The organism is Delftia sp. 11MD, from assembly GCF_050907895.1.
GTDB classification, from domain to species: Bacteria; Pseudomonadota; Gammaproteobacteria; order Burkholderiales; family Burkholderiaceae_C; genus Comamonas; species Comamonas tsuruhatensis.
Map to the genome: position 1 here is coordinate 6,602,768 of NZ_CP194333.1, position 12,233 is coordinate 6,615,000.

General features: G+C 60.2%; 9 protein-coding genes, 1 tRNA gene and 2 rRNA genes (1 of these 12 cut by a window edge). 4 read left to right on the top strand and 8 right to left on the bottom strand.

Translation table 11 applies throughout. From position 1 onward, the window contains the following. Nucleotides 1-5 precede the first annotated feature (5 nt). From argS to ACRSCF_RS30275, 4 genes are all read right to left on the bottom strand, one after another. On the bottom strand, nt 6-1,703 hold the full coding sequence (gene argS / locus ACRSCF_RS30260; protein ID WP_016450693.1) for an arginine--tRNA ligase: 1,698 nt from the start codon (nt 1,701-1,703) through the stop codon (nt 6-8). Between the two features lie 54 nt (nt 1,704-1,757). After that, the gene (locus tag ACRSCF_RS30265) at nt 1,758-2,204 is read right to left on the bottom strand and encodes a DUF2214 family protein (RefSeq protein WP_016450692.1); all 447 of its coding nucleotides are present in this window, start codon (nt 2,202-2,204) and stop codon (nt 1,758-1,760) included. 129 nt (nt 2,205-2,333) lie between these two features. Next, the gene (locus ACRSCF_RS30270) at nt 2,334-2,939 is read right to left on the bottom strand and encodes a DUF3016 domain-containing protein (protein ID WP_082254195.1); all 606 of its coding nucleotides are present in this window, start codon (nt 2,937-2,939) and stop codon (nt 2,334-2,336) included. A 28-nt stretch (nt 2,940-2,967) separates the two neighbouring features. After that, the gene (locus ACRSCF_RS30275) at nt 2,968-3,903 is read right to left on the bottom strand and encodes a LysR family transcriptional regulator (protein ID WP_026062476.1); all 936 of its coding nucleotides are present in this window, start codon (nt 3,901-3,903) and stop codon (nt 2,968-2,970) included. A 304-nt stretch (nt 3,904-4,207) separates the two neighbouring features. On the opposite strand from ACRSCF_RS30275, the gene ACRSCF_RS30280 reads away from it, so the two are divergent. The 3 genes from ACRSCF_RS30280 to ACRSCF_RS30290 all read left to right on the top strand — a co-directional run bounded on the left by ACRSCF_RS30280 (nt 4,208) and on the right by ACRSCF_RS30290 (nt 6,941). Further along, nucleotides 4,208-6,400, top strand: coding sequence for a malate synthase G (locus ACRSCF_RS30280; RefSeq protein ID WP_047327966.1), 2,193 nt, complete (start codon nt 4,208-4,210; stop codon nt 6,398-6,400). 80 nt (nt 6,401-6,480) lie between these two features. Beyond that, the gene (locus tag ACRSCF_RS30285; RefSeq protein WP_080945418.1) at nt 6,481-6,735 is read left to right on the top strand and encodes a cysteine-rich CWC family protein; all 255 of its coding nucleotides are present in this window, start codon (nt 6,481-6,483) and stop codon (nt 6,733-6,735) included. A gap of 17 nt (nt 6,736-6,752) precedes the next feature. Beyond that, complete coding sequence (locus tag ACRSCF_RS30290; protein ID WP_012202595.1) at nt 6,753-6,941, top strand: 4-oxalocrotonate tautomerase; 189 nt, start codon at nt 6,753-6,755, stop codon at nt 6,939-6,941. Between the two features lie 63 nt (nt 6,942-7,004). Here ACRSCF_RS30290 and ACRSCF_RS30295 read toward each other — a convergent pair whose 3' ends face one another. After that, nucleotides 7,005-7,673: a hypothetical protein gene (locus ACRSCF_RS30295; protein WP_034367715.1), complete on the bottom strand. Its 669-nt coding sequence runs from the start codon at nt 7,671-7,673 to the stop codon at nt 7,005-7,007. Nucleotides 7,674-7,772: 99 nt separating this feature from the next. On the opposite strand from ACRSCF_RS30295, the gene ACRSCF_RS30300 reads away from it, so the two are divergent. Continuing rightward, the gene (locus ACRSCF_RS30300; RefSeq protein WP_034367720.1) at nt 7,773-8,540 is read left to right on the top strand and encodes a class II glutamine amidotransferase; all 768 of its coding nucleotides are present in this window, start codon (nt 7,773-7,775) and stop codon (nt 8,538-8,540) included. A 178-nt stretch (nt 8,541-8,718) separates the two neighbouring features. On the opposite strand, the gene rrf is transcribed toward ACRSCF_RS30300, so the two are convergent. The 3 genes from rrf to ACRSCF_RS30315 form a co-directional block, all read right to left on the bottom strand. Then, nucleotides 8,719-8,831, bottom strand: a 5S ribosomal RNA gene (gene rrf / locus ACRSCF_RS30305). 126 nt (nt 8,832-8,957) lie between these two features. Next, nucleotides 8,958-11,829, bottom strand: a 23S ribosomal RNA gene (locus ACRSCF_RS30310). Nucleotides 11,830-12,220: 391 nt separating this feature from the next. Next, nucleotides 12,221-12,233 (bottom strand) — tRNA-Ala (locus ACRSCF_RS30315); it runs 63 nt beyond the window's last position.

Below are 12,233 nucleotides of genomic sequence, written 5' to 3' on the forward strand. Positions count from 1 at the left end.
CGAAGTTACATGCGTTGCGGGGCCGAGACGCCCAGCACTGCCAGGCCATTGTGCAATACCTGGCGCGTGGCCGAGATCAGCGCCAGGCGGGCGAGCTTGACCTTTTCATCGTCCACCAGGATGCGTTCCGCGTCGTAGTAGCTGTGGTACAGCGAGGCCAGTTCACGCAGGTAGAAGGTCACGTCGTGGGGCGCATTGCCTTCTGCGGCCGAAGTCAGCATGGCCGGGTACTTGGCCAGCTGCAGCATCAGCGCCTGGGCCTGCGGGCCTTCCAGCGCCGACAGGTCCACGTCCTTGAGCGTGTCCGCATCGCCGCCCCAGGCTGCCAGCACCGAGCAGATGCGCGCATGGGCGTACTGCACGTAGTACACGGGGTTGTCATTGTTCTGGGCCACGGCCAGGTCCACGTCGAAGGTGTACTCGGTGTCGGGCTTGCGGGACAGCAGGAAGAAGCGCACCGCATCCTTGCTGGTCCACTCGATCAGGTCGCGCAGCGTGACGTAGGAGCCGGCGCGCTTGCTGATCTTGACTTCCTCGCCGCCGCGCACCACCCGCACCATGGTGTGCAGCACATAGTCGGGATAGCCGGCCGGAATGCCCACGTCGGCGGCCTGCAGGCCGGCGCGCACGCGTGCGATGGTGCCGTGGTGGTCCGTGCCCTGGATGTTGACGACCTTGGAGTAGCCGCGCTTGAACTTCTGGATGTGGTAGGCGACATCGGGCACGAAGTACGTGTAGTTGCCGTCCTGCTTGCGCATCACGCGGTCCTTGTCGTCACCGTAGTCGGTGGACTTGAGCCAGAGCGCGCCGTCGAGTTCGTAGGTGTGCCCGCCCGCGATCAGGCGCTGCACCGCGTCCTCGACATGGCCGTTGGTGTAGAGGCTGGATTCGAGGTAGTACTCGTCAAAGTGCAGGTTGAAGGCCTGCAGGTCCTTGTCCTGCTCGTTGCGCAGATAGGCGACGGCGAACTGGCGGATGTTGTCGTAGTCCTCGACATCGCCGTTGGCCGTGAATTCGCGGTCATCGGCCTTGACGGTCTTGCAGGCCTTGAAATCGTCTGCGATGTCCTGGATGTAGGAGCCGTTGTAGAAGGCCTTGCTTTCCGGATTCTCAGGATCGATGGGCCAGCATTCGTCGCCGGGCTTGAAGCCCTTGGCGCGCAGCTGCGTGCTCTTGGTCAGCGTGTCGATCTGCACGCCCGCATCGTTGTAGTAGAACTCGCGGTGCACGCCCCAGCCCTGGGTGGCATAGAGGTTGCAGATGGCATCGCCCAGCGCGGCCTGGCGGCCATGGCCCACGTGCAGCGGGCCGGTGGGGTTGGCGGAGACGAACTCGACCAGCATCTTGGCGCCACGGTCGGCCTGCCAGCCGAATTTCTCGGCCTGTCCCAGCACTTCGCGGATGATCTGCTGCTTGGCGGCGGGCTTGAGACGGATGTTCAGAAAGCCGGGGCCGGCGATCTCGATGGCATCGACCCAGCGCTGGAAAGCCGGCGTGGCCTCCAGCGCAGCCTTGAGCTGTTCACCGAGCGCGCGCGGATTGAGCTTGAGTGGCTTGGCCAGCTGCATGGCGGCCGTGCAGGCGAAATCGCCATGGGCAGCCACCTTGGGGGATTCGAAAGCGGCACGGGCACCGGCGCCGGGCGACAAAGTTTCAAGCTCGCCGGCCAGAGCCGCGAGCAGTTCCTGTTTGACGGAGAGCATCGGCGGATTCTACGTGGCAGGCCCGCCCCATGCCGCCAGACAGGAAAACCGGGCCTACATGCCCCGCGCCCAGAACACCGCCACCACCGCGATCACAGGCACCACATGCGCCTGCCACATCACCCAGCGGCGCGTGCTGGCCACCTCGGCAGGCTGGGGCAGTCCCTGGCCGGCATCCAGCGCGCGGCGCCAGCGGCGGAAGGCCAGCGTGGGCTTGATCGACAACACGGCGCCGACCACGAACAAAGTCATCTTCAGATGAAACAGTGGCTGCGAGACGTACCAGGACATGCCCTTGACGCCCCACACCAGGCGCGCAATGCCGGTGAGCACCAGGAACACCACCGCCAGCCCGTAGATCATGTCCAGCCGCGCCAGGCGCTGGACCACGGCGGCACTCATCCACTCGCTGCGGCACAGCGCCGCCTGGCTGGACAGGAACACCACGAAGGTGAGGATGGCCAGCAGGTGAAGGCTGGCCAGAATGGCTTCTATCGTCATGGGGAATCCGTATAGAAATTGAGCCTCTTGGGCCATGCTGCATTACGCCAGAAACGGCGACCGCCATCGGGATGCCCGAGGCAATCGGTAGACCACTGCGGTCCTCCCGTCGCGCCGGCTCTTGCGTCGTTACTTCGGCAGTTCCGCGCGCAACCAGTCATCCAGCAGCGTCTTCTCGTAGCGCAGGGGATCGTTGGGATACAGGTCGGGGCGCATCATGAAGGTCGCATCGCGCAGTTGGCGGCTGCCCTCGTGCAGCAGCTTTCCGTCGGCATCCAGCAGCTTGAAACGCAGGTCGATGCGCGGCGGATAGATATCGCGGACGATGCGCACATCGGCGGCCTGGGGTCCGCGCCAGGGCTCGAAACTGCCGGCACGCTGCACATCGGTGAGGTGGACTTCAAGCCGCTGGCCCTGGGACAGCCTGGGCGCGGCACGCTCGGCCAGGAACTGGGCCAGCGCATCGACCCAGGCGCGGCGCGCCTTCTCGGACTCCTGGGTTCCATTGCGCCCGGCATCGAACCGCGAGGGATCGTCAAAGGTCACGCTCACGATGCCGGCAGGCACCGCGCCCTGCCGCATCCCGTCCGGCCGGCCCTGCCCCGGCCCCTGGACGGCACAGCCCGCCACCATCCCCAGGCAGGCGGCGCCCAGCGCCATGCACATCCAGCGCCGCCTTGCGGGGGGCGCGGCCTGCGTTGCGGATATCGCTTTCTTCGCGATCGACACTGCCATGCTCATTCCTCCTTGCTGGGCGGCCCGCTCAGGCCGCGTGGGTTCGACGCCAGAATTCCGGCTGCTCGTAATGGTGCTTGAGATAGTCGATCCACAGCCGCACGCGCAGCGGCATGTGCTTGCGCTGGGGAAAGACCACGAAGATGCCGTTCGGTGGGGCCGCAAATTCCTCCAGCACCGCCACCAGGCGCCCGGCGGCGATCTCGGCCTCCACCTCCCAGGTGCTGCGCCAGGCAATGCCCCAGCCGCCCAGGCACCAGTCGTGCAGCACCTGGCCGTCGGAGCAGTCCAGCGGACCGCCCGGCTTGAAATGCACGACTTCGCTGGTACCGCTGTCCGGGTGCGGAATGCGGAAGGCCCAGCCGCGCGTCTGCGAGGCATCGCTGGACAGCGTCAGGCAGTCATGCTGGGTCAGCTCGCTCGGGTGGCGCGGCGTGCCGCGGCGCTCCAGATAGGAGGGCGTGGCCACGCACTGGCGCCGGTTGTCGGCGATGCGCACGCTGACCAGGGCCGAGTCGGGCAAGTCGCCTACCCGCACCGCGCAGTCAAAGCCCTCACCGGCCAGATCGACCACGCGGTCGCTCAGATTCAGGGAAATCGTCACATCGGGGTGCAGGTCCCGAAAACGCGGCACCAGAGGCGCCACATGCCGCCGACCAAAGCCTGCCGGCGCCGTGATGCGCAGATGTCCTGTGGCCTTGACCCCGCCCGCACTGACGCTGGCCTCGGCGTTGGACACATCGGACAAGAGGCGCTGGCAATCCTCGAGAAAAGCGCTGCCCTCGTGCGTGAGCGAGATGCGGCGTGTGGTCCGCACCATGAGCTTGACGCCCAGGTGCTCTTCCAAGGCATCCAGTCGCCGCCCCATGATGGCTGGCGCCACGCCTTCCGCCTTGGCCGCTGCCGTGAGGCTGCCGCGCGTGGCCACCGATACGAATGACTCGAATGCCTTGAGCTTGTCCATGACTGCTGTCCGTTTCTTTTCCGTGTTCTTGTGGGGCATGCGCATGCATGCCTGTCTCCTGGGGTCCGCCTTTTTGCGCAGTAGGCACTGGCTGTCTGCTATTTGCCCTTCGCACCGGGCTGCATGCCAATTTCCGATGGTTTTGGCAGGCGCATAACCTTCCCACATTTTTGCGTAAAAGTCACGAGTTTTAAGATTTATGGTCTATTTATGTACGCAAATAAATCTAATAAAGTATTCCTTATAGTCAGGCCCGTAAAGGGTCCAGGCCAGTCTTTCCATCCATCCAACCGGGGTTCCCACCATGACCGATCGCACCCAAGCCCACAGCCTGCAGGTGGCCACAGAGCTGCACCGCTTCATCAATGAACAAGTGCTCCCGGGCACGGGTGTCGCGCCCGAGGCATTCTGGAAAGGCTTCGACGAGATCGTCAACGACCTCGCCCCCCGCAATGCTGCCCTGCTGGCCGAACGCGACCGCCTGCAGGCCGAGCTGGACACCTGGCACAAGGCCCATCCCGGCCCCATCACCGACATGGCCGGCTACCAGCAGTTCCTGACGCAGATCGGCTATCTGGTCGAACAGCCCAAGGATGCCAAGGCGACCACCACCAACGTGGATGCGGAACTGGCCATCCAGGCCGGCCCCCAGCTGGTCGTGCCCATTCTCAACGCCCGCTATGCGCTCAACGCCGCCAACGCGCGCTGGGGTTCGCTGTATGACGCGCTGTACGGCACGGACGCCATCGGCGAAGACGGCGGCGCGGAAAAGGGCAAGGGCTACAACCCCGTGCGCGGCGCCAAGGTCATCGCCTTCGCACGTGATTTCCTGGACCAGGCCGCCCCGCTGGCCTCGGGCTCGCACAAGGATGCCGCCGGCTATCGCGTGGAAGCTGGCCAGCTGGTCGTCGCGCTCAAGAACGGCGGCACCACGGGCCTGAAGAACACCGCCCAGTTTGTGGGCTACCAGGGTGATGCCGCAGCGCCCTCTTCCGTGCTGCTGCTCAACAACGGCCTGCATATCGACATCCGCATCGACAAGACCACGGCCATCGGCCAGACCGATGCCGCCGGCGTGGCCGACGTGGTGGTCGAAGCCGCCCTGTCCACCATCCTGGACCTGGAAGACTCCGTGGCGGCCGTGGATGCCGAGGACAAGGTGGTGGGCTATGCCAACTGGCTGGGCATCCTCAAGGGCACGCTGACCGAGACCTTCGACAAGGGCGGAAAGAGCATGACGCGCGGCCTGAATGCAGACCGCGAGTACACCGGCGCCGACGGCAAGCCCGTCAGGCTGCATGGCCGTTCGCTGATGTTCGTTCGCAACGTCGGCCACCTGATGACCAACCCGGCCATCCTCTGGGGCAACGGCAAGGAAATCCCCGAAGGCATCCTGGACGCCATGGTCACCACGGCCATCGCCGTCCATGACATCAAGGGTCTGGGCGCCAACGGCATCCGCAACTCGCGCACGGGCAGCGTCTACATCGTCAAGCCCAAGATGCACGGCCCTGCGGAAGCCGCCTTCGCCAGCGAGCTGTTCGGCCGCGTGGAAAAGGTGCTCGGCCTGCCCGAGAACACCGTCAAGCTGGGCATCATGGACGAGGAGCGCCGCACCAGCGTCAACCTCAAGGCCTGCATCGCCGCTGCCGCATCGCGCGTGGCCTTCATCAACACCGGCTTCCTGGACCGCACGGGCGACGAAATGCACACCGCCATGTATGCCGGCCCCATGGTCCGCAAGGCCGACATGAAGGGAAGCGCCTGGCTGGCCGCCTATGAGCGCAGCAACGTGCTCGTGGGCCTGGGCCTGGGCCTGCGCGGCAAGGCGCAGATCGGCAAGGGCATGTGGGCCATGCCCGACCTGATGAAGGCCATGCTGGAGCAAAAGATCGGCCACCCCAAGGCCGGCGCCAATACCGCCTGGGTGCCCTCGCCCACGGCCGCCACGCTGCACGCCCTGCACTACCACCAGGTCAACGTGGCCGAGGTGCAAAAGCAGCTGGAGCAGACCAATGCCGACGCCGAGCGCGCCAACATCCTGGCCGACCTGCTGCAGGTGCCCGTGGTCAAGGAAGACAAGTGGAGCGCGGCTGAAAAGCAGCAGGAGCTGGACAACAACGTCCAGGGCATCCTCGGCTATGTGGTGCGCTGGGTGGACCAGGGCGTGGGCTGCTCCAAGGTGCCCGACATCCACAACGTGGGCCTGATGGAAGACCGCGCCACGCTGCGCATCTCCAGCCAGCACATCGCCAACTGGCTGCAGCACGGCATCGTGACCGAGGCGCAGGTGCGCGAGACCTTCGAGCGCATGGCCGCCGTGGTCGACCAGCAGAACGCGGGCGATGCGCTGTACAAGCCCATGGCCGGCCACTTCGACACCTCGATGGCCTACCAGGCCGCCTGTGACCTGGTCTTCAAGGGCAAGGAGCAACCCAGCGGCTACACCGAGCCCCTGCTGCATGCCTGGCGCCTGAAGGTCAAGGCCGCCGCCTGACGCGGGCGGCGCCCGGCGCTTGAAAAAGCACCCAGGCTTGCCTGAGGTGCTTTTTTCATGGATCTACACTCAGAACCACGATGAGTGCCCATCCCCCCGATGCCAGCCTGTGTCCGCTGTGCGGCCGCAGCAATCAGTGCGCCATTCTTGCGGGCGTGGATCCGCTGAACTGCTGGTGCATGGACACGCCGGTGGCACCCGATGCATTGGCCCGCATTTCGGAGCCCCTGCGCAACAAGGCCTGCCTGTGTCCCGCCTGCGCACTTGGCACCGACAAGCCTCGACCGCCCGCGTCGGCCGATATGATGTCGCCGACCCAACCCCCTAGAACTTGATCCCTGAGGAGATTGACATGCCCACGTACCACGTCGAAATGATGGAAGGCCGCACCGTCGAACAAAAGCGCAAGCTGGTCGAAGAGATCACGCGCGTCTCGGTCGAAGTCCTCGGTGGCTCGCCCGAATCGGTGGACATCCTGATCACCGACATCAAGCGCGAAAACTGGGCCACGGGCGGCAAGCTCTGGTCCGAGCGCAGCTGAGGACTTTTCCTCCAACGCATGCAAAAGGCAGCTTCGGCTGCCTTTTTCCATGAAGCTGCAGCTTTATTTGCGCATTTCTCCAAGTGCCTGCAGCGCACTGGCAGCCACGGTCCACGGCACAGGATGGGAGTCTCTGGCCTGCCAGTACCTGGCAACCCCATCCATGGAAACCTGGGTCAAAACCACCTGGGCGGCGCCGGCCGCATAGGCTTGAAAAGCGGCATCGGTCATCCGTGCCTGGTAGCCAGAGAGATCGCCTCTACGGAAAAGCGCCCATGCGCCTTCGACACACTGCAGCTGCAGGCGCAGATGTGCATCGCCAGGCAGCAACGCTTGCATGAACAGATCGCGCGTGGCTTCATACGTCGTGGGAGCAGCACACAGCAGTGCAATGCGTGACTGGGGATCTCTCTGCAAGGCAGCAGCCACCTTGCGGGCCAGCATGCCATCGGCACGCCAGACCTTGTCACTGAGGCAATCCGCCACGGCCGGACCCAGGGTCGAACAGGTCAGCAGCACGGCATCGATATCGGCAGGGTCTGCCAGCGCATCAAGCTGCCCTGCTGTTTTCCGCCGAAGCGCCGCATCCATGCCGCCAGCAGCCTCCGCCTCCAACAACAGTTCCTCATGCACCTGATGAACGATTGAGTGGGCCGGCCAGCCCAGTTCGGCAGCAGCCTGCTTGAAGATCACGGCGTTGCTGTGCGCCGTATGCAGACAGAGGATGGGCATGGGTTTGTTCCGTTTTTTTGCCGTTGCACCGCATTGTGCTTGCAGCTGCTGCGCAAGGCGTTAGGCTATGGCTTGAACTACGCAAACAACGATACCGCCATGTGCCAGCTGCTTGGAATGAACTGCAACACGCCCACCGACGTGCGCTTCAGCTTTTCGGGGTTCACCCAGCGCGCGGGCAATACCGGCGACCATACGGACGGCTGGGGCATCGCCTTCTTCGAGGACAAGGGCCTGCGCCACTTCGTGGGCTATGAGCGCGCCATCGACTCACCCATCGCCAAGCTGATACGCGAGTACCCGATCAAGAGCCGCAACGTCATCGCCCACATCCGCAAGGCCACGCAGGGCGCGGTAAGCCTGCAGAACTGCCACCCTTTCGTGCGTGAACTGTGGGGCCGCAACTGGGTCTTCGCCCACAACGGGGATCTCAAGGGCTTTGCACCCAAGCTGCATGCCCACTTCCACCCGGTGGGAAACACCGACAGCGAACAGGCCTTCTGCTGGATTCTCCAGGAACTGTGGAAGTCGCATGCCGGCCTGCCCAGCGTGCAGGAACTCACGCACACGCTGCGCGAACTGGCCAGGCACATCTCGCCGCATGGAACCTTCAATTTCCTGCTGTCCAACGGCGAAGCGCTGTGGTCCCATGCCACCACGCACCTGTGCTATATCGAACGACGCCACCCCTTTGCCCAGGCCCATCTGTCGGATGAAGATCTGGCCGTGGACTTCGCCCGGGAAACCACACCCCAGGACCGCGTGGCCATCATCGTCACGGCGCCATTGACCAAGAATGAGACCTGGACCTCAATCCAGTCGGGCGAACTCAAGGTCTTTGTACAGGGCGAATGCCTGCCGCTTTGAAGCATTGCGCATTCAGGAATAAAAAGAGAGCGCGTCAGCGCTCTCTTTTTTGGGTTGTCCGTTTTCGGGTGTTCCGTTGAGCTGTCCGTTTTGGCTGTTCTGCCTGTTTCCCCGTTTCCTGCACCCCAATGCAAAAAACCCCGTAGCTTTGGGCTACGGGGTTTCTTGGGCTGTAAGAGCCTGACGATGACCTACTTTCACACGGGAACCCGCACTATCATCGGCGCAAAGTCGTTTCACTGTCCTGTTCGGGATGGGAAGGAGTGGTACCAACTTGCTATGGTCATCAGGCATAACTTGTTGTCATGCTGCTCTTGTGAGCAACACAACGAATTCATAGAGTCTGTAATCAGCTTTGTATTTTGACTGCGCCTTACTTGGCATAACCACCTTGATGATCAACGTCATCAAAGTTATAGGGTCAAGCCTCACGAGCAATTAGTACTGGTTAGCTTAACGCATTACTGCGCTTCCACACCCAGCCTATCAACGTCCTGGTCTTGAACGACTCTTCAGGGGGCTCAAGGCCCCGGCAGATCTCATCTTGAAACGAGTTTCCCGCTTAGATGCTTTCAGCGGTTATCTCTTCCACACTTAGCTACTCGGCAATGCCACTGGCGTGACAACCGATACACCAGAGGTGTGTCCACTCCGGTCCTCTCGTACTAGGAGCAGGCTTCCTCAAATCTGCAGCGCCCACGGAAGATAGGGACCAAACTGTCTCACGACGTTTTAAACCCAGCTCACGTACCTCTTTAAATGGCGAACAGCCATACCCTTGGGACCGACTACAGCCCCAGGATGAGATGAGCCGACATCGAGGTGCCAAACACCGCCGTCGATATGAACTCTTGGGCGGTATCAGCCTGTTATCCCCAGAGTACCTTTTATCCGTTGAGCGATGGCCCTTCCATACAGAACCACCGGATCACTATGTCCTGCTTTCGCATCTGCTCGACTTGTCAGTCTCGCAGTTAAGCACGCTTATGCCATTGCACTATCGTCACGATGTCCGACCGTAACTAGCGTACCTTCGAACTCCTCCGTTACGCTTTGGGAGGAGACCGCCCCAGTCAAACTGCCTACCATGCACTGTCCCCGATCCCGATAAGGGACCTGGGTTAGAACCTCAAACGCACCAGGGTGGTATTTCAACGTCGGCTCCATGAGAACTAGCGTCCTCACTTCAAAGCCTCCCACCTATCCTACACAGATCCGTTCAAAATCCAATACAAAGCTACAGTAAAGGTTCATGGGGTCTTTCCGTCTTTCCGCGGGAGATTGCATCATCACAAACATTTCAACTTCGCTGAGTCTCTGGAGGAGACAGTGTGGCCATCGTTACGCCATTCGTGCAGGTCGGAACTTACCCGACAAGGAATTTCGCTACCTTAGGACCGTTATAGTTACGGCCGCCGTTTACTGGGACTTCAATCAAGAGCTTGCACCCCATCATTTAATCTTCCAGCACCGGGCAGGCGTCACACCCTATACGTCCACTTTCGTGTTTGCAGAGTGCTGTGTTTTTATTAAACAGTCGCAGCCACCGATTTTTTGCAACCGCTTTGGGCTCCCTTTGTACAAGTTCACCTACTTGCGGCATACCTTCTCCCGAAGTTACGGTATCAATTTGCCGAGTTCCTTCTCCAGAGTTCTCTCAAGCGCCTTAGAATACTCATCTCGCGCACCAGTGTCGGTTTGCGGTACGGTCGTGTGTAGCTGAAGCTTAGTGGCTTTTCCTGGAAGCAGGGTATCACTCACTTCGTCTGCAAGCAGACTCGTTATCACCCTCATCTAAGCCCGGCGGATTTGCCTACCAGGCACGACTACAGGCTTGAACCAACATATCCAACAGTTGGCTGAGCTAACCTTCTCCGTCCCCACATCGCACTACACATCGGTACAGGAATATTGACCTGTTTCCCATCAGCTACGCATCTCTGCCTCGCCTTAGGGGCCGACTCACCCTACGCCGATGAACGTTGCGTAGGAAACCTTGCGCTTACGGCGAGGGGGCTTTTCACCCCCTTTAACGCTACTCATGTCAGCATTCGCACTTCTGATACCTCCAGCACCCGTTACCAGGCACCTTCACAGGCTTACAGAACGCTCTCCTACCACTTGCAATAAATTGCAAATCCGCAGCTTCGGTAACTGGCTTAGCCCCGTTACATCTTCCGCGCAGGACGACTCGATCAGTGAGCTATTACGCTTTCTTTAAATGATGGCTGCTTCTAAGCCAACATCCTGACTGTTTTAGCCTTCCCACTTCGTTTCCCACTTAGCCAATTTTAGGGACCTTAGCTGGCGGTCTGGGTTGTTTCCCTCTTGAGTCCGGACGTTAGCACCCGGTGCTCTGTCTCCCAAGCTGTACTCTGCGGTATTCGGAGTTTGCATAGGTTTGGTAAGTCGCCATGACCCCCTAGCCTAAACAGTGCTCTACCCCCGCAGGTAATACTTGAGGCACTACCTAAATAGTTTTCGGAGAGAACCAGCTATTTCCAAGTTTGTTTAGCCTTTCACCCCTATCCACAGCTCATCCGCTAGTTTTGCAACACTAGTCGGTTCGGACCTCCAGTACCTGTTACGGCACCTTCATCCTGGCCATGGATAGATCACTTGGTTTCGGGTCTACACCCAGCGACTGGACGCCCTATTCGGACTCGATTTCTCTACGGCTCCCCTATTCGGTTAACCTTGCCACTGAATGTAAGTCGCTGACCCATTATACAAAGGTACGCAGTCACCCTTGCGGGCTCCTACTTTTTGTAAGCATGCGGTTTCAGGATCTATTTCACTCCCTCCCGGGGTTCTTTTCGCCTTTCCCTCACGGTACTGGTTCACTATCGGTCGATGATGAGTATTTAGCCTTGGAGGATGGTCCCCCCATATTCAGACAGGGTTTCTCGTGCCCCGCCCTACTTTTCTCTAGCTCAGTACCACCAGTCGGTTTTCACATACAGGGCTATCACCTACTATGGCCGGACTTTCCATTCCGTTTTGTTAACCGTCTGACTATCACTAGAAGGCTGTTCCGATTTCGCTCGCCACTACTTTCGGAATCTCGGTTGATGTCTTTTCCTCTGGGTACTTAGATGTTTCAGTTCTCCAGGTTCGCCTCGCATACCTATGTATTCAGTATGCGATACCCTTGCGGGTGGGTTTCCCCATTCAGAAATCTCCGGATCAAAGCTTATTTGCCAGCTCCCCGAAGCTTATCGCAGGCTATCACGTCTTTCGTCGCCTATCATCGCCAAGGCATCCACCACATGCTCTTAGTCACTTGACCCTATAACTTTGATCTCTCTTGCGAGATTTCGCCGTTTTCTTTCAAGGACTTGCGAGGTCTTTCACCTCGCGCGTTATGCCGTAATGTGAATGATTCTTTGACATTGCTGTCAGAGAAAGATTCGTCATTACTTGAATAAAACAAAGTTTCATTCGTTTTGACGCAATCAAAATGTTGCTGACGGCACGGTGAGATTGAAATCTCTTTCCGTCAGCAACGCTGATTTCGACTCTATGAATTTTTAAAGAACAGCCGATTGATAGTTGGATAACTATCAACACTAAAGCAGTCTCACACGAGACTGCTTTAGTGTTGAGTCAAATATTATAGCACGCTTTTTTCGTGCTTTTCTCATCCTGCAAGCTCTTCGCTTGTTGCCACCAGGCGATCTTGGTGGAGGATGA